Annotated in this window: 21 protein-coding genes and 1 tRNA gene; 10 read left to right on the plus strand and 12 right to left on the minus strand. The window is 51.5% G+C overall.

Going from position 1 to position 23,347, the window contains the following annotated elements; genetic code table 11:
- The first annotated feature begins 5 nt into the window (after positions 1-5).
- The gene (gene yihA, locus MRJ96_05705) at positions 6-614 is read left to right on the plus strand and encodes a ribosome biogenesis GTP-binding protein YihA/YsxC (GenBank protein ID MDR4500929.1); all 609 of its coding nucleotides are present in this window, start codon (positions 6-8) and stop codon (positions 612-614) included.
- Here the strand turns inward: yihA and MRJ96_05710 are convergent.
- From MRJ96_05710 to rfaE2, 3 genes are read right to left on the minus strand one after another with little or no spacing between them, the layout of a single operon-like run.
- Positions 586-1,554, minus strand: coding sequence for a peptidylprolyl isomerase (locus MRJ96_05710; GenBank protein ID MDR4500930.1), 969 nt, complete (start codon positions 1,552-1,554; stop codon positions 586-588). The two genes, yihA and MRJ96_05710, sit on opposite strands and share 29 nt — an antisense overlap.
- 41 nt (positions 1,555-1,595) lie before the next feature.
- Positions 1,596-5,096 carry a transcription-repair coupling factor gene (gene mfd / locus MRJ96_05715; protein ID MDR4500931.1) on the minus strand — a complete coding sequence of 1,167 codons (3,501 nt, stop codon included), beginning with the start codon at positions 5,094-5,096 and terminating at the stop codon, positions 1,596-1,598.
- A gap of 33 nt (positions 5,097-5,129) precedes the next feature.
- On the minus strand, positions 5,130-5,660 hold the full coding sequence (gene rfaE2 / locus MRJ96_05720; protein ID MDR4500932.1) for a D-glycero-beta-D-manno-heptose 1-phosphate adenylyltransferase: 531 nt from the start codon (positions 5,658-5,660) through the stop codon (positions 5,130-5,132).
- A gap of 41 nt (positions 5,661-5,701) precedes the next feature.
- Here rfaE2 and MRJ96_05725 point away from each other — a divergent pair, with 41 nt between their 5' ends.
- From MRJ96_05725 to rplT, 7 genes are all read left to right on the plus strand, one after another.
- A complete protein-coding gene (locus MRJ96_05725; GenBank protein MDR4500933.1) occupies positions 5,702-7,189 on the plus strand; it encodes a DASS family sodium-coupled anion symporter in 1,488 nt (495 codons plus the stop codon).
- Positions 7,190-7,298: 109 nt separating this feature from the next.
- Positions 7,299-7,913, plus strand: a complete 615-nt coding sequence (locus tag MRJ96_05730) for a hypothetical protein (GenBank protein ID MDR4500934.1) — start codon at positions 7,299-7,301, stop codon at positions 7,911-7,913.
- Between the two features lie 89 nt (positions 7,914-8,002).
- A tRNA-Val gene (locus MRJ96_05735) sits at positions 8,003-8,077 on the plus strand.
- Positions 8,078-8,191: 114 nt separating this feature from the next.
- Positions 8,192-10,150, plus strand: a complete 1,959-nt coding sequence (gene thrS / locus MRJ96_05740; protein ID MDR4500935.1) for a threonine--tRNA ligase — start codon at positions 8,192-8,194, stop codon at positions 10,148-10,150.
- A complete protein-coding gene (gene infC / locus MRJ96_05745) occupies positions 10,147-10,665 on the plus strand; it encodes a translation initiation factor IF-3 (GenBank protein MDR4500936.1) in 519 nt (172 codons plus the stop codon). Before thrS ends, infC begins: the two co-directional genes overlap by 4 nt.
- 47 nt (positions 10,666-10,712) lie before the next feature.
- Positions 10,713-10,916 (plus strand): 50S ribosomal protein L35, encoded by a 204-nt coding sequence (gene rpmI / locus MRJ96_05750; GenBank protein MDR4500937.1) that lies wholly within the window; start codon positions 10,713-10,715, stop codon positions 10,914-10,916.
- Positions 10,917-10,957: 41 nt separating this feature from the next.
- Positions 10,958-11,326 (plus strand): 50S ribosomal protein L20, encoded by a 369-nt coding sequence (gene rplT, locus MRJ96_05755; GenBank protein ID MDR4500938.1) that lies wholly within the window; start codon positions 10,958-10,960, stop codon positions 11,324-11,326.
- On the opposite strand, the gene pheT is transcribed toward rplT, so the two are convergent.
- The 6 genes from pheT to larC all read right to left on the minus strand — a co-directional run bounded on the left by pheT (position 11,327) and on the right by larC (position 19,073).
- The gene (gene pheT, locus MRJ96_05760) at positions 11,327-13,018 is read right to left on the minus strand and encodes a phenylalanine--tRNA ligase subunit beta (GenBank protein ID MDR4500939.1); all 1,692 of its coding nucleotides are present in this window, start codon (positions 13,016-13,018) and stop codon (positions 11,327-11,329) included.
- 5 nt (positions 13,019-13,023) lie between these two features.
- Complete coding sequence (locus MRJ96_05765) at positions 13,024-14,580, minus strand: phenylalanine--tRNA ligase subunit alpha (GenBank protein ID MDR4500940.1); 1,557 nt, start codon at positions 14,578-14,580, stop codon at positions 13,024-13,026.
- Positions 14,581-14,588: 8 nt separating this feature from the next.
- Positions 14,589-15,266 (minus strand): ribulose-phosphate 3-epimerase, encoded by a 678-nt coding sequence (gene rpe, locus MRJ96_05770; GenBank protein ID MDR4500941.1) that lies wholly within the window; start codon positions 15,264-15,266, stop codon positions 14,589-14,591.
- Entirely contained in the window at positions 15,263-16,699 is a 1,437-nt protein-coding gene (gene rsmB / locus MRJ96_05775) for a 16S rRNA (cytosine(967)-C(5))-methyltransferase RsmB (protein MDR4500942.1), read from the minus strand. Before rsmB ends, rpe begins: the two co-directional genes overlap by 4 nt.
- 76 nt (positions 16,700-16,775) lie before the next feature.
- A complete protein-coding gene (gene pdxA / locus MRJ96_05780; protein MDR4500943.1) occupies positions 16,776-17,807 on the minus strand; it encodes a 4-hydroxythreonine-4-phosphate dehydrogenase PdxA in 1,032 nt (343 codons plus the stop codon).
- Between the two features lie 51 nt (positions 17,808-17,858).
- Complete coding sequence (larC, locus tag MRJ96_05785; GenBank protein MDR4500944.1) at positions 17,859-19,073, minus strand: nickel pincer cofactor biosynthesis protein LarC; 1,215 nt, start codon at positions 19,071-19,073, stop codon at positions 17,859-17,861.
- Positions 19,074-19,293: 220 nt separating this feature from the next.
- Here larC and MRJ96_05790 point away from each other — a divergent pair, with 220 nt between their 5' ends.
- Positions 19,294-20,004, plus strand: coding sequence for a hypothetical protein (locus tag MRJ96_05790; protein ID MDR4500945.1), 711 nt, complete (start codon positions 19,294-19,296; stop codon positions 20,002-20,004).
- Here the strand turns inward: MRJ96_05790 and larB are convergent.
- A complete protein-coding gene (gene larB, locus MRJ96_05795; GenBank protein ID MDR4500946.1) occupies positions 19,979-20,734 on the minus strand; it encodes a nickel pincer cofactor biosynthesis protein LarB in 756 nt (251 codons plus the stop codon). The two genes, MRJ96_05790 and larB, sit on opposite strands and share 26 nt — an antisense overlap.
- 41 nt (positions 20,735-20,775) lie before the next feature.
- Positions 20,776-21,813 carry an NAD(P)-dependent glycerol-3-phosphate dehydrogenase gene (locus tag MRJ96_05800; GenBank protein MDR4500947.1) on the minus strand — a complete coding sequence of 346 codons (1,038 nt, stop codon included), beginning with the start codon at positions 21,811-21,813 and terminating at the stop codon, positions 20,776-20,778.
- 134 nt (positions 21,814-21,947) lie between these two features.
- On the opposite strand from MRJ96_05800, the gene MRJ96_05805 reads away from it, so the two are divergent.
- Positions 21,948-22,292 carry a hypothetical protein gene (locus MRJ96_05805; GenBank protein MDR4500948.1) on the plus strand — a complete coding sequence of 115 codons (345 nt, stop codon included), beginning with the start codon at positions 21,948-21,950 and terminating at the stop codon, positions 22,290-22,292.
- A 55-nt stretch (positions 22,293-22,347) separates the two neighbouring features.
- Here the strand turns inward: MRJ96_05805 and MRJ96_05810 are convergent, their stop codons facing one another.
- Positions 22,348-23,202 (minus strand): c-type cytochrome, encoded by an 855-nt coding sequence (locus tag MRJ96_05810; GenBank protein MDR4500949.1) that lies wholly within the window; start codon positions 23,200-23,202, stop codon positions 22,348-22,350.
- Positions 23,203-23,347: the final 145 nt, after the last annotated feature.

The following is a 23,347-nucleotide window of genomic DNA, read 5'->3' on the forward strand; positions in this document are numbered from 1 at the left end:
GGATCATGAAAATTCGATCGGCCGAATTCATCAAGAGTTGTGTGGCGCTTGATCAGTGTCCCAAGGCAGTCTGTCCGGAAATCGCCTTGCTGGGCCGGTCGAATGTGGGAAAGTCGTCAGCCTTGAATTGTTTGCTGAACCGGAAAGGGTTGGCCAAAGTGGGAAAAGTGCCGGGGAAAACTCAAATGATCAACTTTTTTCACGTGGAGTTGGCCGATTCGCAGGTCAGGCAACTGCATTTCGTCGATCTTCCCGGGTATGGGTATGCGAAAGTGCCTCAATCCGTTCGTCAAGCGTGGGGACCTATGATTGAGACCTATCTGACGTCGCGTCACACATTATGTGGAGTGGTGGTCTTCATCGATATCAGGCGGGTTGAACGCTCCGATGAAGAACTCTTGCACTGGCTGAAGACGTTGCCATATGCGATGATTGTTGTCGCGACAAAACTGGATAAAATCTCAACGGGCAAGCGGCGGGAACATTTGGATCGCATTCGGAAAGGATTGTCGCTCCTTCCTCACACGGAACTCCTCCCGTTTTCGTCCTATACTCAAGAAGGACGCGCTGAGGTTCTGTGCGCCATTAAAAATTTGATAGTGGCGAATATTTAATCTCAATGAAAGCCTTTTTCTTCAGGCCTGCGAGCCATTCCTGAAACACATGGTCCGTGCGTTGTTTGAGGAGTTTGGCTTGTATGTGATTTTCGACTTCTTCAAAAAGCTTGGGGACTTCAGGGGTAATTTCATCGAGAGCCAAAATGTGAAAGCCTAGCCGTGTTTCGATCGGTCCGCTGAGTTCTCCTGCCTGCATCGTTTTTAACGCGTTGGCCAGCGGAGCGAGGAGTTCATCGTGTGGCACCGCTCCCAACTCTCCCCCTTCTGTAGCTTCCGGTCCACCTGAATATTTGAGCGCAAGCTCTTGAAAGCTTTCTCCCGCTTGAAGGCGCTGATAGACCGATCGCGATTGAGATTGCTTATGGAGCCGCTCTTCATCAGTGTCGACGACAAATAAAATTTGACGTAGACGGTAGACGGGAGCCGTCATAAACTCATCTTGATGTTCTTTGTAATATTGCGCGATTTCCGCATGTGAAATCGTGATAATTCGACGAATCTCAAAGCTTCGTATTTTATCCAGAAGAATCTGTTTCCGGAGGTGCTCGGTATAGGCCGCATATGCGGCGTCATCCAGTTCCACTTGGGGCGGCTTACGTTGGAGTGCCGTGTCTAACTCTTCTTCCGTGACGGTAAACCCTTTCGCTTTGGCTTCTTGAAGTTGCAGACGTTCTTCGATGATGGCATTGAGGACTTGAGCTTCTTTCTGAGCCACCCGCCGATAGAGTTGTTCTCCACTGAACCTGGCCATCAGGCGAATGCGTTCATCTCGCACTTCCTCTTCTAACTCAGAAAATGTGATGACTTCTTTGTTGACGACCGCAACGATTCGGTCCATAAACGCGTTCACCGTCGAAATTGAAAAACTGAGGGCCATCAACGAGACCAGAAGGCTTGGCAGGAACAATCGAAGAAACAGACGCGTAAAAATTTTCATGACTACAGCTCTTGAGAGTGACAGAATTCTTTTGCCAACATTCATGACGGATGAGCTTCTTCAAGGGTCTGATGATGTCGATGGAGCCCTTGTAAGATTGTATTCAGCTCTGGGTACAGCACGTCCCAATCTTCAGACTGCATCTCCCGTTCAAAGGATCGTGGGGAAAGAAAGCGAATCTGACCCGCACCGCGATCCATCAACCATTGAATGCCCTCGTCTGGTAACTTGGCTTGCTCATGAAACGTGATCACAATCCTACGGCCCTGGAGCTCAACGGATTCTAGCGTTAAGGCCTTGGCCAAGAGTTTGACTTGCATCACTTCGTAGAGGCGTTCGACAGGTTCTGGCAGTGGACCATACCGATCCTGCGTTTCCCCATGAAGGAGCGCAAGGTCACTCATGTGTTCGCTTCCTGAGAGCCGCTTGTACAGGCTCAGCCGTTGATGGGAGTCCTCGATATAATCTTCCGGAATGAACGCCGACACATGGAGCTGGAGGGTGGGTTCCGGTATGTCTTCGATGGTGTGTCCTTTGAGTTGTTGAACGGCCTGTTCAACCATGTGCAGGTACAAATCCAGCCCGATGACAGCGATGTTGCCGGATTGTTGTTTCCCTAACAAATTCCCCGCGCCGCGGATTTCCATGTCGGCCGCGGCAATCCGGAATCCGGAGCCGAGTTCCGTAAACTCTTGAATGGCATTGAGACGTTTTTGCGCGTCGGTACTCAAGGTTTCTTCATTGGGCACGAAGAAATACGCATGAGCCTGTTGTCCTCCACGCCCGACGCGTCCACGCAATTGGTAGAGTTGGGCCAGGCCGAACAGGTCTGCCCGGTCAATGAGGATGGTGTTGGCGTTCGGAATGTCGAGTCCTGACTGAATGATGGCGGTGGCGACCAGCACGTCGGCCTCATGGTGAAAAAATTTGAGCATGACACTTTCGAGTAACCGTTCGTCCATCTGCCCATGGGCGATCACAATGCGAGCTTCGGGGACCAGCTGTTGCAGCCATGTCCCCGTGCGTTCCATCGTTTCGACGCGATTATGTAGGTAGAACACTTGCCCTCCCCGGCCCATTTCCCGATGGATCGCCTCGCGAATGACGTTCGCGTCAAAGCGCAGGACCTGTGTTTGAATCGCCAACCGCCCGGAAGGAGGGCTTTCGATGACCGACAAGTCACGTACGCCCGAGAGGGCCATTTGAAGCGTGCGGGGAATGGGTGTGGCTGACAGCGTGAGGACATCGACTTGCGTACGAAGTTGTTTCAGTCGTTCTTTGTGCCGTACGCCAAACCATTGCTCCTCATCCGTGATGACAATGCCTAGGTTCTTGAATGTAACGGATTTGGTCAATACGCGATGGGTTCCAATGATGATGTCCAGGGTTCCTGACGCCAGATCCCGAAGAATGACTTTGCATTCGCTCGCGGTTTGAAACCGGGTCAACATGCCGACCCGAACCGGGAAGGGGGAGAATCTTGCCGAAAAGGTCTCGTAATGCTGCTGAGCCAACAAGGTCGTGGGCACGAGCACGGCCACTTGTCGATTGTTCTGAACGGCTTTGAACGCCGCCCGCATGGCGACTTCGGTTTTCCCGTACCCGACGTCTCCACACACCAATCGATCCATTGGTTTTGGGGATTCCATGTCACGGTAAATATCCTCGATGGCTTTGAGTTGACCGGACGTTTCTTCGTAGTCGAAGGCCGCCTCGAATTCGTGCGTCAGCATCGTATCCGGCGTGTAGACCGCTCGGCGTGCAATCTCGCGATTCGCGTAGAGGGCCACCAGTTCCTCGGCCATGTCTTCGATGCTCTTTTTGACTTTAGCCTTCGTCCGAGCCCAGCTCGATCCCCCGAGTTTATCCAATTTGGGGGTCCGTTGATCGGCTCCATGATAGGGCTGAATTTCCGAGAGGCGTTCCAAAGGGACATAGAGCGTGTCGGTCCCTGCAAACTGCAATAACAAGTAATCACTCTCGAAATCCTGAACAGAGAGCCGGCGCAGACCTTGATAGCGGCTGATGCCATGATGGACGTGAACGACGAGGTCGCCTTCCTGAAGGTCATCAAGAGAGGAAAGGAATTTGGCCGTGTGGGTCTTAGGTTGCGGACGATGCCGCATACCTTTTCCAAAGAGTTCTTCTTCGGTGATAAATGCCAGACGCCCTTCATGGGTGATAAGCCCCGAGGATAGTTCACCCTGGATGCAATAAAAGGGGAATCGTTCATCAGGAGAACGCTTGTCATGTTGTGATGGATCCCATGGCGAGGCTGGATACCCATGTTCAGACAACAAACCCAAAAGACGTTCGACTTGTCCTGTGCTGCGAGCGATGAGAAACACGGGTCCCTGACTACGCAGTTGATCCAGCTTGACGAGGTTTTCTTTAAGCGGGACGCCCCGGAGCCCAAGTCCGACACTGTTCGGGGATTGCGCGGGAAAGGGTATGACGTCTTCCCAGTCTTCAGAAGCAGCCGGTGCGATCGTATCGATACCGATCATGGGCCATCGCTGTATTCTCGTAAGAATATCGTCGTAGAGATCATACAACCGGTCAGGATCAGGGTATGGTGGCTTGTCTTGAGCGGTCGAGGAGGAGTCTTGTTGATCCCATACCTGCAATATTTCGTCCCAACTCGTTGAGGCCATGCGTTGAAGACTCATTGGTGCATGCAGGACGACATGGGGAGCTTCCTGAAAATACTCCGTCACGGACTCCATCGTCCCGTAGAGATCGGGTGCATACCATTCAGCATCGGGGGAGAGAGGCGGACAGCCTTCCTCGTGAGTGGAATCATCAACAAGATATTCGCGAACCGGTAAAATCCAAGCTTCCGAAAGTTGTTGAATCGACTCCTGGGTCGATGGGTCGAACATGCGCAAGGATTCGATCGTATCCCCTAAAAATTCTACTCGAATAGGCTGATTGCACGCGGTCGAGAAAATATCCATGATCCCTCCTCGAACGCTGAATTCTCCTGGAATTTCCACGATCGAGACGCGGCGGTATCCAAGTTGAAGCAGTTTGGCGATCAGCGGTTCGTGCTCATGCACATCCCGAAGTGCAAGCGAAAAATAGGCGTCAAGAAATACCTGTTGAGGGAGTACCTTGTGCAGCAGGGCAAGGACCGACGTGACCAGTATGGTCGGTTGTCCCGTGGTTAACCGATGCAAGGCGCGAGCGCGCTGAGCGATAATATCAGTCGGAGGCAGAGAGGATTGATAGGGCAGGCTGGCCCATTGAGGAAAGTGGACTAACGGTTCGAGAGGAAGGTTGAAGACTGAATGGTAGAATTGGAGATCTTGAAATACCTGAAGCGAGCAGGGCTCGGATTCCGTGATGATCAACCATGACCTGGGGTGTTCAGGCTGCCTTTTGTGCGAGAATTGATTGTAGTACAGACCCAGTATCGCGAGTGAATGCGATGAAGGAGCGACGCTCGTCAGACACAGATGGCCGTGATGTTGCTCGAGAGCTGTGTGAATCGGCTCAAGAATGTGCTCGAGAGGCTGGAGGAGTGAAGAGGCGAGTTTCATAAAATCTCTGGACTTTCCTGCATTTGGCTGAGGTTAAGACGGTCGAGATGGGGATGAGGCTGCGATTTCATCGGCCGGAGATACGGAGCGTTTAAGGATTCGTTCGATGATCGCAGTCGTCGAGATGTGCGGGACCAACGGGAGAGAGACGACCGATCCTCCCAGGTTCTCCACGACTTCTCGGCCGATCATCTGGTCTGGTGACCAGTCGCCACCCTTAACCAGGGTGTCGGGCAGAATTTTTTTGATGATGACTAACGGGTCTGGCTCATGAAAAATAGTGACATAGTCCACGCAAGACAAGGCGGCCAGCACCTCTGCGCGTTCGTCTTCAGGGATAATTGGTCGGCTGGCTCCTTTTTCAAGGCAGCGGACTGAACGATCGCTATTCAGTCCGACGATGAGGAGGTCTCCCAATTGCCGAGCTTGTTCCAAATACCGAACATGGCCAACATGCAGGAGGTCGAAACATCCATTCGAAAACACGATCCGTTTCCCTGCCTGCCGTTCGCTATCGAGGATGACGACGAGTCTATCTACCGATTGAATTTTAGGGTGCAACATTCTCTCCTGTTATGCGATAACCTTATGATACCTGCTCAATCATGGAAATCCTAGAAGGAAAGATGGGATACACTCGAAAGGCGAGGGTGGGCCTCATTGGTGGACCGATCATCGCTGTATTCCTCTACATGATACTCCCTAATTCCTTGGACGATTCGTCCAGGGTGTTGGCGGCGGTGTTAATTTGGGTCGTGACGTATTGGATTACTGAACCCATTCCCCTTCCTGTGACTGCGTTACTCGGGTCGGGACTCTGTGTGGTGATGGGTTTGGGAACTATGAAATCCGTGTTTTCGGCCTATGCTCATCCTATTATCTTTCTATTTATCGGGAGCTTTTTTCTCGCGGAAGCCCTTGTCGTTCACGGTCTCGATAAACGGTTCGGTCTCTGGTTGCTTTCCCTCAGATGGGTCGGCGCTCACCCGGTTCGGGTGTTTATCGTCATGGGTGGGACTGTGGCGGTCCTGTCAATGTGGATCAGCAATACGGCGGCAACGGCCTTGATGTTACCGATTGCGTTAGGTGTGCTAGCGACGATTCGGCAAGAACATTCCAAGTCTGGAGAGTATGAAACCGGGTTCCTCCTATTCGTATCCTATGGGGCCGGAGTCGGCGGAGTGGCGACCATTATCGGGACGCCGCCCAATTTAATCGGGGTTGGCCTTCTTGCCGAACAAGCCGGGACATCAATTTCTTTTCTATCGTGGTTCGTCATTGGACTGCCGTTAGCCATCCTGATGTTAGCGGTTACCAGCGTGGTGTTGCTTCGGCTCCATTCTCCCCCAGCCTCGCTGCCGCATTTTACCGATGCGCTGAATGCCAAACGAGTGGATCTCGGACCATGGACGATCGGCGAACGGCATGCCTGTCTCGCGTTTGCGTTGGCCGTTGGCTTATGGCTTCTTCCTGGGGTTCTGTCGGCGTGGCTAGGTTCAGATCATCAGATCGTGTCCTGGCTTTCCCAGCATTTGCCAAAGGAACTGGTTCCGATCCTCGTTGCGGGCCTCCTCTTTCTCTTGCCAATCGATTTTTCATCCGGCCAGTTCACGTTGTCATGGAAACAAGCGGTCAATATCAATTGGGGAACGATTCTCCTTTTCGGAGGGGGTATTGCGTTTGGCCATTTAATGGTCGAAACTCACTTGGCTCATACGATTGGAGAAAACCTCGTCAATCTTTTTGGCGTGCAATCCTTATGGGGTTTGACCGCCATGTCGATCCTTACCGCTATCGTGCTGACGGAACTGGCTTCCAATACTGCGGCGGCCAGCATGTTGGTACCCGTAGTCATCGCGATTGCTCACGCTGCAGGAATGTCTCCTATCCCTCCGACCTTAGGGGCTTGTATGGGCGCGAGCCTGGCGTTTGTCTTGCCTGTGTCAACCCCGCCCAACGCGATTGTGTATGGCACTGGGCTCGTGCCGGTCACGAGTATGGTTCGTGCAGGACTGATTCTGGATGTGTTGGGTGGAATTCTTATCTTTATCGTGCTGCGAGTATTTTGCCCGATTCTTGGGTTTGTTTCCTAAACATGGATCAGGCATGGTGTTGGGTGAATGTATGAATCGATTGACATTCAAAAATCCCATACGGGATAATCGCATTCTTTTCACGGTTTAGACTTACCCATTCAAGGATATGACCACTCATCCATCTCACCTTCGCGTTGTTGTTTTATGCGATGACGCCAACGTTGCTACTCAACTGAAATTGGGAGATCATGAAGACACCATCACGCTGGTCAAAGACTATGACGCTCTTCAAAAAGCGATAGCCTCGGAGTCATATAGGGGAATCGTTCTGGAGGGGAATGGATCCACATCAGAACAATTAAAAGACTTAGAACAAACCCTCGACCTTTCAAAGACATTTATACTTGCGGGATCATTGCCATCCTTAGAGACGCTGAGTCAGTTTGTGCAATCGGTGGGAACAGGAAAAGAAAATTCCGTCAAACCGACTAAGACCACGTTAAGTCTTGTTGAATATGTTGAAGCGCAGTTTGGAGACTTCGTCCGTGCGATGAAATTAGGGGCCGCCCAAGATCTTTATCCCACGTTTATTCGAGCCGTTGAGCGCCCGCTGATTGAGCTTGCCCTTCAAGAAACCAGCGGAAATCAAATGCAGGCCGCACGCCTCTTGGGTGTGAATCGAAATACGTTGCGAAAGAAAATCAAAGAATTCAATATTTCCGTTGACCGTTGTAAGAGCGAGCGACGAAAAAAGGGGCCAGTTCAGCTGAGTCATGCATAGCCGACAGGCTAGGTTGTCATTAAATGGAGGGTGACACACTTCTCCTTGACAACCTCTGAATGGTCGACTAGCATGAGCGAAGGACCCATAGGCGCGTAGCTCAGGGGGAGAGCGCTACCTTGACACGGTAGAGGTCGGCGGTTCAATACCGCCCGCGCCTACCACTTCTCATGTAAGGCACCTAAGGCCAGAGCTGTGGTGTCTTTTTTTATTCCTATTTACGGCTTCTTAATTCTGTCTGATTCCGAATAATCCCCGAGTTGAGGGGAGCGATACATATGAGAGCTCAGCCCCAAACCATCCAATTGACATTTCCTGACGGGACTTCATTTCCGGCGTCAAAAGGTATTACCGGTGCTGAAGCCATTCGACAGCATCAGGGGGGGAGTATTCCTGAAGGCACATTCGCAGTGAAGGTCAATGGAGTGCCTCGTGATATGGAAGCGAGTCTTCAACAAGATAGCATGTTGGAACCGTTGGATTTTTCTTCAGAAGAAGGAAAGGAAATCTATAGGCATAGCAGCACGCACATCATGGCTCAAGCGGTGAAGGAGTGCTTTCCTACCGCGCAAATGACGATTGGGCCAGCCATCGAAGAAGGGTTTTTCTACGATTTTGCCTTTGAACGGCCGTTCACCCCTGAAGATTTGGAGAAGATCGAAGAACAGGCGAGAGAAATCATTCAGCGTGATTTGATGGTGACTCGTCAAGAATTTACCAAGCAAGAAGCGGTGGAGTTCTTTCAATCGCGGGGTGAGGATTACAAAGTTGAGTTGATTCAAGGATTTCCGGATGGAGAATCGATTTCCGCTTACGCCCAAGGGGAATTTGTGGATTTATGCCGTGGCCCGCATATTCCATCTACCGGTCACATCAAAGCTTTCAAATTACTGACGAGTGCCGGAGCCTATTGGCGTGGCGATGAACGTAACCCGATGCTCCAACGAATCTACGGAACTTCGTTTCCTTCTCAGGATGCGCTTGATGCACATCTGGCCAACCTGGAAGAAATTAAAAAACGTGATCATCGCAAATTAGGAAAAGAGCTTGATTTATTTAGCATTCAAGATGAAACCGGGCCCGGACTGATTCTTTGGCACCCCAAGGGAGCCTTGGTGCGCTTACTCATCGAAAATTTTTGGCGAGATCAACACATTAAAAACGGGTATGAACTCGTCTATTCGCCGCATGTTGCCCGTCTTGATTTATGGAAAACCAGCGGTCACGTCGACTACTACCGCGAGAACATGTACGCCCCGATGACCGTGGAATCGAGTGAATACCAGTTGAAGCCCATGAATTGTCCCTTTCACATCATGGTCTATAAATCGCACCTCCGGAGCTATCGAGATTTACCGTTACGGTATGGAGAACTCGGAACGGTCTATCGCTATGAACGATCGGGGGTTCTTCACGGACTCATGCGGGTCCGAGGATTTACGCAAGATGATGCGCATCTCTTTTGCCGTCCTGATCAATTGGCCCAAGAAGTCAGCAAGGTCTTGGACTTTACGATCTTTGTCCTTCAGACATTTGGGTTTACCGAGTTTGAGATGTACCTTTCCACGCGTCCCGAAAAGGCCGTGGGCTCGATGGAGCAATGGGAACAAGCCACTCAGGCTCTAGAGGAGGCCTTGCAGAAAGGGAAGTTTGAGTACAAAGTTGATCCGGGAGAAGGGGTCTTTTATGGCCCGAAGATTGATGTGAAGATCAAAGACGCCTTGGGTCGCTCATGGCAATGCTCCACCGTTCAGGTCGATTTTAATAATCCTATACGGTTTGAACTCTCCTATAGGGGGGAAGATGGTCAGTCACATCAGCCGATCATGATTCATCGAGCTCTGATGGGATCAATCGAACGATTCTTTGGAATTCTGTTGGAACATTATGGAGGAGCTTTTCCGACATGGTTGGCTCCAGTGCAGGCAGCTGTCCTGCCGATTTCCGATAAGCAGCGAGAATATGCGGTTTCCGTCGTCGAGAAATTGCGTCAAACAGGCTGCCGAGCAGAATCGGACTTGCGGAATGAGAAAATTGGCCTTAAAATCCGTGAAGCTGAAAAAGCAAAAGTTCCCTATATGCTCGTCGTCGGTGACCGTGAGTCTCAAGATGGAACGGTTTCTGTCAGAAAGCGTAATGGCAAGAATGTAGGTGCCATGTCCGTAGAGGAGGTTCTTACGATTATTCGAAATGAAATTCCGTCTGTACTGTCCTGTGATTCGTCGCGTTCAGTATGAGTCGACCCCCAGTCGTCAAACAGCGTATTAATCACCTGATCCGCGTCCCGGAAGTTCGCGTTATCGGAGCTGAAGGGGAACAGCTTGGGGTGATGAAAACGCCTGATGCTGTTCGGCAGGCGAAGGAGGCGGGCTATGACTTGGTCGAGGTAGCCCCTACCGCTGATCCTCCGGTTTGCCGGATCATGGATTTTGGAAAATTCAAGTACGAACAAAGTAAAAAGCAACATCGGACTCGACAACATCAAAAATCCACACAGGTCAAAGAAATCAAGTTACGTCCGAGAACAGATAAACATGACCTAGAAACCAAAGTCCGTCAGATTCGAGGGTTTTTAGAGGAAGGTAATAAAACAAAAGTTACGGTCATGTTTCGTGGGCGTGAAATGGCCAATAAAGAACTTGGATTTACCGCAATTCAAAAAGTGATTGAAGAGTTGAATGAGGTCGGAGTGATCGAAAGTGCCCCTCGTCTTGAAGGGCGGAACCTATTTATGATTGTGTCACCTAAGTAAAAATTTCAAGGAATCCAGAAGACACGAGAGGGGTTTTGGAGGAAAGTATGGCCCGGCAAAAACTAAAAAATCATTCAGGGGCGAGCAAGCGATTTAAGCGAACCGGTAGCGGAAAGTGGATGCGTCGTCGAGCCAAGATGCGTCATATCTTGACGACAAAACTTCCACGCCAAAAACGTCGTCTCACAGGGGCGGCACAAGTGCGGGATGTCGATTCGACTGCCCTCAATCGCCTACTCCCCTATTGTTAGTCTCCAAAAATTATTGAAAATATGAGGAAGGAGTATCGCTCATGCCACGCGTAAAAGGTGGTCCGCAGACACGACGAAGAAGGAAAAAACGACTCAAGCTAGCGAAAGGACAGTATGGTGGCAAGAGCCGTCTCTTCCGCACCGCGACCGAGTCAGTGGACAAGGGTGGAGTCTATGCGTACATCGGGCGAAAGCAACGAAAAAGAAATTTCCGCCGACTGTGGATCGCGCGAATCAATGCGGCGACCCGTGCGCACGAATTGACCTATAGTCAATTTATGAATGCGCTCAAAAAAGCGGAGATTTTCATTAATCGGAAAATGCTTTCCGAAATGGCGATTCATGATCCTGAAGGATTTGCTCAACTCGTTGGGTCTGTCAAATCCCAAGTCTCTGGAGCTGCCGCGTAATCACGCCCTCCTGGAAATCTGAAACTCAAAGGCCGCGATAGGCATGTGAATCTGCCAGGCTTCAAGCACTTCGGGATGAAGTTCTCCGATAAAGCCAACTGCGTTTTCTTCGCAGAGAATCCTACCGACTCGTCCATCCAAGAATGAGCCGTGGTTGCTCGGTTCAAGACGATAATCTCGAACGAGATAGTACATTAAAAGATCGAGATAGGAATGAATGTCTGAAAAACTCGCGCCCGGTTGCGCGATGATCGCTGCGATCTTCGAGACGGTTCGAGCCCCTAAGTCCACCCCCATATCTGGCACGGCGACCTCCCCGATTTCAAACAGTTGATGCGGGTAAAACGATCGCGGTGAGGCTGCTTCCACGCGAAGCAAAAAGGGAAGAATCGATGAACGAAGACAGGCGTAACTTTCTGTCATGGCGTTCTCGATCTCAACCACATGGCCATGCTCCGTTCCTCCGATGCGCATGCGTTCGATGAGGTCGGTCTTCGAGGCAAGAATATTCGAGAATATTTCTTGAAAGCCGAATCCGATCATCAAGTCGCGAATTTGATCGGAAAATTTTTCAGAAATTGACAGTGCGCCAACCGTAAATTGTGCGGGCATGATCGGCGAAAACGATTCATAGCCCCGGCTGATGGCGACGTCTTCTGCCACATCCATGACATGCATCAGATCATTCCGGTAGGCAGGGAGCTTGACGGAGAGCGTATGCCGAGTGGCTTTCACACGATAGCCATAGGCATGGAGGGCCTGTTCGATAAGCTCGGAGCCGAGCGGTGTCCCAAGCGCATGTTCTATGGCATTGAGGGAAATTCGCTGGGAGGTGGACATGTCGATCGGGGTTTTCACCGTTTTTCCGAACTCCGTAGAATAGGGATAGGTCACGTCGATCGAATGAATGTCTGCTCCACGGTCCGCAAGGTTAACGGAAAAAATATTCAAGGTCAGTAGGACCATAGGCAGGTCCGTGCCTGTGACTTCGACCAAGAGTTCGGTATCGCCGATTTGAACCTCCCCAACCTCCCGGCTGTTGATTATCGGTGGAAAGGAAAGAACCTGTCCTTCTTTATCCCAAAGCAGCGGAACCTCTGTCGCCTCGGAAAAGTCTGCGCCATACTCTAATCCCTTGGGATGAACAGTCAAAATTTCTTGAGGAGTCATCTTTTCGGTAAATCCGAGTGGCGTAAAGCGGGTTTTATCGGATTTCACGAGCCCATACGTAATGGGGAAAGAGATCGGCCCTAAACGATAAACCCCGATGGATACCGTCTGGCGTTTTCTCCCAAAGATGTCCGCTAATTTTTCCTGGGTTTGAATCAGTTGCGCTAGCCCCTCTTCCGTCACTTCATACCCTGTCGCGGTACATGCAGCGATATAGGGTCGAATTTTTTCAATACCAGGCAGTACCATTAATCGACGTTTCGAACGTCCTTTACTCGACAAGAACGGGTAATCGACAGGTTTGGCGTCGAGAACGATGCGGATTTGTCGAGCAATGCCTTCGACACACCATAAGTCCGGCCGGTTGCTGTCTTGAAGCTCAACACGGAGTTCGCCAGTGGAAGGGTTGTGATCTTTGAGCTCACCCTTGACGTACGGAAGCCAGGATTCAATCTGATTCACGTTCGTCTTGCGGTGAAGCAGGCGTTCAAGGTCTTTGTGAAAAATGGAAATGGTTGGCATAGAAATTAAAACTGGCGCCGCATGGTGCGGACGGCTTCGAGATCAGATGTAAATAAATCGCGGATATCATGAATGCCCAAGGCGACCATGGCCATCCGATCAAGGCCCAACCCCCACGCGATGACCGGAACATTCACTCCGAGCGGAATCGTGACTTCCGGACGGAAAAGTCCCGCCCCCCCAAGTTCCATCCACCCGAGGTGTGGATGGCGAACATGGAGTTCCACGGATGGCTCGGTAAATGGAAAGTAGGCCGGTAAAAATCGAATCTCTTTGGCTTGAGCCATTTCAGAGGCGAATAAATTCAATAAGCCCAGAAGGGTCCGGAAATTGATTTCGTGACCGAGCACGATCCCTTCGACTTGAAAAAAGTCAGTCGCATGAGTGGCATCGACCTGGTCATACCGGAAACAGCGGGCGATCGAAAAGTACTTCCCTGGTATCTGCGGGGAGCCGGCCAGAGTCCTCGCGGAAACGGCAGTTCCTTGACTTCGTAAAATGAGCCGTCGCGCCCGATCCCGGTCGTATGGATATTGCCATCCTTTAGAGCCGGTCGATCCACCGTTTTCATGAGCGTCGGCCACTTGAGTTAAGTAGGGCTCGGAAATGGATTTGGCATGGGTGGGATTCTTCACGAAGTACACATCGTGAATAGCCCGGGCCGGATGAAACTGAGGCATGTAGAGCGCGTCCATATCCCAAAACTCCGTCTCGACCAACTCGCCTCGCATTTCCTGGAAGCCCATGCTGACGAGTTTATGCTTCACCGAATCGAGAAATTCTCTATACGGGTGTCGTCGCCCCACGGCTAGCCGCGGAGGGCGAAGTCCGATGGAATATTTGCGGAAGGTATAATTCCGCCAGGATCCATCTTTGAGCATATCCGGTGTCAGCTGCGAAACTTCCTGCGTCGCATGCGCTGAGGTGAGTTGACTGAGAGCCTGACCTTCAGGGGTCAACGCATAGGTGCGAAGGATATTATCTTCAAGGCGAAAGGGCTCATGCGCACTCCCACGTTTAATCGCATATTGACGAATAATAGCCTGATCCGCCTCGGGCAATGTTCCTAGCGCTTGAGACCCTTGGGATAATCGTTGAAGCAGGGCTCGCAAGCTGTTTGCCGTCGAACTGGGTGTCCCAGTGGTTTCAAGAACGCCTCCGGCAACAAGCCGAATGGCCTGGTCTTTTTTCAACAGCCCGATCGCGCGACTTAATTCAGTCGGTTGAAACGATCCCTGAGCCTGAAGGTCTTTCACGGTGATTGGCTTCTGAAGGGTCTCGGATTCTTGAATGGATTGCAGAATCCATTCCGGGGGAGAATTTGAGCGATGATACGATTCACCCGTCTCACTTAACGACACCATGGGTGTGATAGTTTCTGTCTCTAGCGTGAGAAGCTTTTTCGTTAAGAGCCACCCAACTGCCATGCTTACCTGGGAAAGCTCCAGGGCCGTAGCGGAGGCCAGCTCGCCATCAGATAAAGCCCCGCTCGCATTTTTGAGAACGGTGAGCACCTTGATTTCGAGCGGATGAAGACTATCGAGAAGAATGTCGGTATTCATGTAAATCGTTAGACGTTGACGATGTGTCCGGCTTGACGCATGTGTTGGATCGTCCTGCTCTGATCTTCGCTTCCAAAGATGGCCGATCCAGAAACCAGGACATCGGCTCCCGCGTGAATGATTGAACCGGCGTTCTTGAGGTTCACCCCACCATCAACCTCCAGAAAGGCGTGACTGCGGGCGGCAGTAAGCATCTGACGCACTCGAGAGATTTTGTGAAGGGAGGAGTCGATAAACTGCTGTCCTCCAAACCCGGGATTCACCGACATGACGAGAACAAGGTCGATTTCACCGATAATCTCCTCAAGCGTCGTCACGGATGTTGCGGGATTCAACGTGACTCCCGCTTTGACTTTATGCTCCTTGATCAACTGGACCGTGCGGTGTAAGTGAGGGCAGGTTTCCACATGAACGGTGAGATGATCGGCTCCGGCATCGGCAAATTCTCCGATGAACGCATCTGGGTTCGTCATCATCAAGTGGACATCAAGCGGAAGTTTGGTGACTTTGCGGAGCGCTTCGACGATGGGCGGTCCGGCCGTCAGGTTGGGCACGAAATGCCCGTCCATCACATCAATATGAATCCAATCAGCCCCTGCCGTCTCGACTTGATGCACTGCTTCTGCCAGTCGACCAAAATCCGCTGACAGTATGGAAGGGGCGATCAGTGGCGTGGAGGTACTCATGTCCGATGTCCTTTCACGAAGCGCGCGGCGAAAAATCCATCCATTGAGGCGTCATTAAAAGCGGTGAGCAAACACCCTGTTTCATCGATGAGAGATCTTGCCGCCGCCGGTAGCCACGGCTCCACTGTATCTTGAGAAAACTCCTGATGTTCGGCAAGAAAGGACTTGACCACATCATGAGTTTCTTCTTTTTCTATCGAGCAGGCACTATAGACCAACACTCCACCGGGTCTCAAGAGTGCGCTGGCCCGGTCAAGGATCTTCTCCTGTGCGGATCGGGCCTGCTGAATCAGTTGGGGTCCCTTCCACCACTTGCCTTCCGGATGACGACGAAGGGTGCCCAGCCCCGAGCACGGTGCATCGACCAAGATGCGGTCAAAGGTTTGGGCGAATGGCGATGCTTGAGATGGGTCTTGCTCGCCTTGGGAGGAGGTTGAAACGCGTCCAGAGGTCTCTTTGGTGATATCGCCACAATGAGTAGTAATGTTCGTCAAACCCAGACGCTCCGCATTCTTCCTTACGAGGTGCAAACGCTGTGCGTTTGAGTCGAGCGCCAAAATGTTTCCCTGATTCTGCATGTGTTGGCTGATGTGCGTGGTCTTCCCGCCAGGGGCTGCGCAGACATCCAAGACATGGTGCTCTGGTTTGGCATCAAGTAATGTGGGAATAAGTTGTGCGGCTTCATCTTCAATATAGCAATATCCCTCCTGTAATGGGGAAAGATCTTTCAAGTCACCACATTTTTTAATGGTAATGCCAAGTGGACTCAGGAGCGTCGCGCGGGCTTCATATCCTTGTCGCTGAAGTAGGCGTAACAATTCGCCCCGAGTGCAACATAACGTATTGGTTCGCAGCGTCAAGGGAGGGATGTGGAGGGTGGATTCACATAACGTTCGTGTGCGGTCGATTCCCCAGGCATGTACCCATCGTTCAACCATCCAAGGAGGGCAGGAGTATCTGATGGAAAATGCCCTGACGGGGTCCTCGTCAATATGAGGCCATGCAGGTGCCGATTGTCTCATCAGGTTTCGAAGAACGGCATTCATCATGCCGCTCCAGTCCCGTCCTTTGACGGTCTTCGCCAGTTTGACCGATTCATTGACCGCCGCAGATGGAGGGATCCGGTCAAGATGCAAGAGCTGATACGCTCCTAATCGAAATATCATGGCAAGGGTGAGTGGCAATCGTTCAACGGGACGATCGGCCACATGATTAAGCCGCCAATCCAACGTCTCCCGGTGCCGCAACACCCCATACACCAGTTCGGTGATCAAAGGACGGTCCAAGTTAGATACATTTGACGTCTCTAACATGGAGTCGATGACCGAGTCTGCGAATGGTTCTTGTCGATGTATTTGTAAGAGAATCGTCAGGGCAGCTGAGCGAGCCCCGACGTATCGTATTTTCGGAAAGCGCTTTTTTGATGAGGCCATCGGAATGAATACTATCTCTCAACGAGATAATTCGTCATAACGCGTCGGGAATGTTTCCCTGGGTATTGGTCTGAGGTCAACGAGGTTGAGTGGCCAGTTGAGCAGCTAAGGTGATGGCCTCGATTAAACTCGTCGGGTCCGCCTTGCCTTTGCCGGCGATGTCATAAGCCGTCCCATGGTCAACCGATGTCCGAATGAATGGGAGGCCAACAGTCACGTTCACGCAATGCCCGAACGCCAGGGTTTTCAGCGCGACAAGTCCCTGATCATGGTACATGGCGACGACGCCATCGAATTCACCCTGAGCGGCTTTGCCAAAAAGCGTATCGGCTGGGTATGGCCCAAAACACCGGATGCCTGACGCTTTGCCCTGCTCGACGGCAGGGGCGATGGCTCGTCGCTCTTCCTCTCCAAACAACCCCTCTTCTCCCGCATGCGGATTCAATCCTGCGACGCCGATCCTCGGTCGTTTGATCCCAAACAGGCTGCGCAAGCCCTTATCTGCAAGGCGAAGAGCTCGGAGTACGTTACGTTTGGTGATGTGTTGAGGGAGCTGACGAATAGCGATATGCGTGGTCACAAACATGATTCGAAGGGGACCTCCAAAAATCATCATCCCAAATTCTTTAGTGCATGTCAGCTTCCCCAACATTTCGGTGTGGCCCGGGTATAAATAGCCCGCGAGGTGAATGGCCTTTTTATTGATGGGGGCTGTGACGATGCCGTGAACGCATCCGATCTTGGCTAAATGAACAGCTTTCTGTATGCAGCGGACGGATGCTTCTCCAGCAATAGCAGTGGCGCGACCTTTGGCGAAACGCCCTAAGGGCCTTTCAAGCGGGTCGAGCACAGGGAGAAGGCTTCGACGGAAGGCATTCGTCGAGCTGTCATGAGCGTGACCGTTCACGGAGGAAACCGTTAAGGGAATCTCGTATTTCGAAACTGCCTGTTCCATGATGAGGCGGGACCCGATCACCAAAGGACGGCATTGCCTGCGGATTACCGGTGAGGCGAGAGCTTTCACGATAATCTCGGGGCCGATACCGGCTGGGTCTCCCATAGTGATAGCTAAAATTGGGAGACGAGAAAAGGGTGTTCGCTTCGACATGTGTTAAGTATGAGCCTTTTCGAATGAATTTCTCGCAAGACGCTCAGGTATTCAACGAGAAGTTTTTGCCGCTTTGCGGGCGGTCCCTCGCGTCGTCTGTCTGTAGGCTTCTAGGGCTGAATCAATCACTTCACGAACAGGTTTGCCAGTTTTTTTTGCGAGAGACTGACAATCCCGATATTCCGGCATGATCTTCTCACGTCCTTCTCCGATATCAGCGATCTTGATTCGGACCTTTCCTTCGGGTAGCTGAATTTTTTCCAGTCTGCGATGAAGGACCGTACGATCAACCTCATGAATTCGCACGCCGAGCGTCGTCGTCTCCTGTAACAGGCATTGAATAACGGCTTCTCGACCTTGATCGGGAACGAGGACAGAAAGAATAATGCCGGGACGACTGCGTTTCATGATGACTGGAGTGAGCGTGACATCCAGGGCACCTGCCTGGAATAGTCGTTCCATGACCGACTCATACGCCTGGGGATTCAAATCATCAATCGTTGTGTGGATTTCGAGGATTGATTCAGTGTCATGGAATCCTTGAGACGATTCTTTTGCCATGAACACTCGAAGGGCATTGGCCCAATTATCGGGATTGGCCGTTCCCGCTCCATACCCAATGTGAGTGGGTGTTAATGGAGGAAGAGGCCCAAAGTTTTGCGTCAGGACGCTGATGATAGCCATTCCGGTTGGCGTGGTGAGCTCAAGCCTTGGTCCTGCCGCATAAATGGGAATCTTCTGAGCAAGTTGCGCGACAGCCGGACCGGGAACCGGTAATTCACCGTGGGCCGTTAGGATGGTCCCTGAACCAACGTTGATGGGAGACGCTGAGGCAGAAGTGACGCCCAAGTATTCGATTCCTAACAATGTCCCCACGACGTCTACCAGTGAATCCACCACACCGACCTCATGAAAATGAAATTTCGTCTGAGGAACTCCATGGACAGCGCTTTCGGCTTCCGCCAGCCGTTGAAATACCTTCAATGAATGCGTTTTCACACGAGAAGGCAACAGGCTTTGTTTAATCATTCGCCGAATCGTCGGGAGAGAAAGAGGCCGCTCGAATCCTTGGCGCACCTTGACCTCGACTTTGGTCGCTTGAATCGTTCCTCGATGCACGGGCTTGGCGTAAAGATGATAGCCATTCGTCTTTAACAGCTTGAGGCCCTTCTTGAGAGTGGCGAAGGACAGGCCTGCGTCAACCAGCGCCCCAAGGCACATATCTCCGCTGATTCCCGAGAAACAGTCAAAATGCAGATGAGACATCGTCTTCTTAATATTGAGCAAAGTTATAGAGGGATCCCATCATAGCAGATACAGTCGAGGTTCATACATGCTTATTCGTTGCGATCGTCTTCCATTTGACTGATGCGAAAGCCTGTGGTATTCGACCAGTAGGGTGAACATAAAAACTGTATCCTTCGCTATGAAGTACACATTCCCAGCCGGATCTGAGAACCCTCGTCACTTTTTCGTGAGGATCAGTTTGTGTGTGCTCGTGCTGTGGTGTTGTGCCGGGTTAGTCGTCGAGTCAGAAGCCCAAGAAAAAAAGCGACGTGCGGGATCTTCAGGTGGACTTCAAATTTCTCAGGTGACGACTTCCCCAGAGCCTCTCGAGGTGGGCAATGGAGCATTAACGTTTTCAACGGTTGTGCAGGTTCCTACAAATTTGTCAGGTCTTGACGTCTTAGAAGTTTCAGCTTTGATTACGTCGCCCACCCAACGATCATTACGATTTCTTTCTCGACGTATCACGATAAACGCTCAAACTCCAAATCGAGTTGGCCGTAGGATTTCAACAGACTTGGTATGGGATGGAAAAGACCAATCTCGGATGTTTGTGGCACCAGGGACGTATCACTATGAGGTTCGAGCTAAACTGATGGCCGAGAAGGATGTCGGAATTCTTACCCGAATGGTGTCACGGCGCTTTAGGGGAATGGTTGAAGTCATTAAGTATCAAGTTCCCGACCCGCCTAAGACCGTTGAGTCTCCTCAAGAGCTTCCCCGGGAGGTTATGGACGAGATTTTGATCGAAGAGGAAGAAATAGTCGCAGATGAACCGGTAGAAACGGCCGCTGATGAGGTGGAAATGCTGCTGGATGAATCGACGAGTCACCCCTTGCCGGAACAAGGCGAAGGAGGAGAGCAAACGAGTGAGGACAGTGAACCTATAGAGATTCCCCCAGCAAATTAATACGATGAGCCAAACATCCCGCCCCAAATCCATTATCGATATTCATCACGCCGATCCCGCTGGAACAGGCATTGAGCATCGTGAGTAAGGCCGCGAGGCCTCCAAAATTCGCTCCATATCCCTGACTTGTCGGAACGGCGATGATCGGACGATCGACGAGCCCTCCCACGACGCTTGGCAGGACGCCATCCATGCCCGCGGCGACGACGATCACCCGTGCTTCCACTAATAATTCTTGGCGGTCAAGGAGTCGATGAAGACCTGCCACGCCTACGTCGAAAAGCGTTTGAACGGAACTACCCATCACTTCGGCAGTAATGCGGGCTTCCTCGGCCACGGGTATATCCGATGTCCCAGCCGTTACGATTAACACTCGTCCCTTCCGAATCGGCTTACGCGTTTCAACGGACACGACTCGAGCAGCTTCGTGGTACACCGCCTTGGGAATCGCGCGCTTCAAAGATCGGGCGATCTCTGGCTGCACACGCGTCGCGAGGAGATTGTTGCCTCGTTTCATCAATGTTCTGGCAATATCGACGACTTGCGTCTTGGTTTTGCCTTCACAAAAAATCACTTCTGGAAACCCTTGGCGAATCGCTCGGTGATGATCGATCGATGCGAATCCGATATCTTCGTAGGGCAAGGAGCGAAGCTGTTTAAGGGCGTGTTCAACTGTGATGGTCTTGGAGCGTACCTTCTGTAAAAGGTTTTTGACGTGGGTATTGTCCATGTTTCTCCATTAGCGACTGACAGAAAATCGTCAGGTTAGCGTCAGGTTAAAGAATTGCCGGAATCGTTTTCATACTTTGCGGCCCGGTTCATGAGGGAGGTGACGGCCTCTCGGGGACTCGTGCCTTCAAAGAGGACGTCATGAATACCCTGGACGATAGGCATCTCCACATGATGGCGTGTTGCGAGCCGCGTCGCTGCGCGGGTTGTTCGAATGCCTTCAGCGACGGTGGGGGTCTGTGAACAAATTTCGTCAAGCGTCAAGCCTTGTCCCAGCTTCAGGCCTACCGAATAGTTTCGGCTTAATGAACCGGTACATGTCAGGACAAGATCACCCAATCCCGACAGCCCGTATAACGTTGTGACGTTTGCGCCCATCTCTTTGCCTAACCGAATCATCTCCGCCAATCCACGCGTGAGCAATGCGGCGCGGGCGTTGAACCCTAAATCCAGTCCGTCCACGATCCCAGAGGCTATGGCCATGACATTTTTAAGGGCGCCGCCTATTTGCGCACCGATCATGTCGTGACCAGCGTAAACCCGAAATTGAGAAGTCATGAACACCTGTTGTAATCGAATGACCAGGCTGTCTTGATCGCCTGCGAGCAAAATCGTCGTGGGTTTTTCCTGGCAAACTTCGAGCGCAAAGCTCGGCCCGGTTAGGACGGTGAGGGCTTGATGCCAAGATGATGGAAGTATGGAGCGTATGACATCAACCATGAGACGACAGGAATCCTCTTCGATGCCTTTTGTCGCGACGGTAATGGGAATGGGGTCCGTCAGATAGGGCTGCATCTGTGAGACGATGGTACGCATCACATGTGAAGGCACTGCCAAGATGATGAGTTCGCAATTCGTGAGCGCATCTGAAAGAGTATGCGTCGCGCGTAAGGATTGAGGGAGCAAGACGTTGGGAAGGTACAGAGAATTGCGGTTTGTCGCTTCAATCGATTCGACAACTTCACGCTCATAGGCCCAGAGCCGAACGGTAAATCCCTTGACGGCGAGAAGCCGGGCCAATGCCGTCCCCCAGGCTCCTGCCCCAATCACAGAAATTGTTGTAATGGATCGATTCGTCATACGTACTTAGAAGAATCTCATGGACGAAAGACGTGTAAGAGAAATAAAATATGGGAACATTGTCCTGAGACTCTAGACCCGTTCAAAGGGTTTTTCAAGCATTCCTTCTGACTCTCCACTAAGGAAGATAGTCCATGAATGAACGAAAAATTTGTCGTTCTTGCGGTTTTGGTATTCCCACCGGAGGTCGCTATTGTCTCAGGTGCGGAACCAGGGTCGATGCTCAAGAACCCGAGCTGCGAGCTGGGGAAACTTTGAACCTTCGAATCCTGTACATCATGGTAGGCGTGTTGATTCTTGCCTTACTTTTCCCTCCCTGGGAAGCGGCCCCTGGAGAGCCGACTCAGTTTCTGGGATTGCACTTCATCCTTTCTCCCCCGCGCGAAGAGGCGATCGTGAGTCGTATGTTACAGACGATCGAATTGGTGACGATTGCAGTGGGTGGCATGTATTGTTCCTGGTTGTTTCGAGGGAAATAGCGGATCAGCATCTCCATCACCGGGTCAATTGGCACAAGATCTGTTGGCGAGGTCTTTATCGGTCCTCGGTTAGATGGCAATTCCCCGCCTCCGCGCGCTTGTGGGTCGAGCGCTCAGGCGTGGGATCAGCGTGCGCAAGGTATTTGACCATGCGCTGCAGGTCTTCTTGAGTGATGCGATCATCATAAAATGAAGAAGGAAGGGTATGTTCTGCGTATAAAGCGTGATCGGGGGCGATATACTTGTCATGGGATAAGATGGATTCCGTTATATAAGCTGTGAGAGACGAAGCGTGTCCTTGATATCCGTGTTCTTTCAAACGTTCGAACGTGTTTCTTATCATATCTAGCGGGGGGCCGAGTGTTCCCGCAGGTCTCTCGAGACCGGGTATGCGATGACATCCGGCGCAAGCATGCCGGAGAAAGAGTTGCTTGACGGATGTCGACTTATCCAAGGGTTGTGTTTCGCGAGTCACGTAGATCCATTCTTCTTGAGAAAGAATGTTGTGATAACTGTCTCGAATGGTTTGCGGGGAAGGGGGTGGCGAACCGTCGTGCACGTAAATCCATGTATCAATGGCGATAAGTTCTTCCATAGTCAAATTGATTGGTGGTAAATGAACACGAGGCATTGACGACTCACAGCCGTGACTGCCGGGTAAGGCCCATCCAGCGACGACGTAGCAACTTGGACAGACGTGAGACTCGGCGAGATATTCGATCGCGGTCTGTTTCGTGCGTTTTCTGGCGGTAATTCCCCATAAGCTCGGGGCTCGTTTCGTGGGTTGTCCTGGCTGAAACGCATGGCACACCGGACATTGAGCCTTACCCGAATGTCCATGTCCGTCTGGTCGTCTCTTCTTGCCAAACAGTAACTCTTCTCCACGTTCGACGAGTTGTGGAGTCGTCAAATTGTCAACGTCGACGAACTTGTTTTGTACGGGGCCTGGAGTTGATGAGGACGGGTTCCCGTGCGCGAAGCCGAACGTTAGGCCCATCAAGCCGATCAGAAGAATGAATAAAATGCCACACGGGACACCCTTCCTCAACGAGTCC

Source organism: Nitrospirales bacterium (assembly GCA_031315865.1).
Classification (GTDB): domain Bacteria; phylum Nitrospirota; class Nitrospiria; order Nitrospirales; family UBA8639; genus JAGQKC01.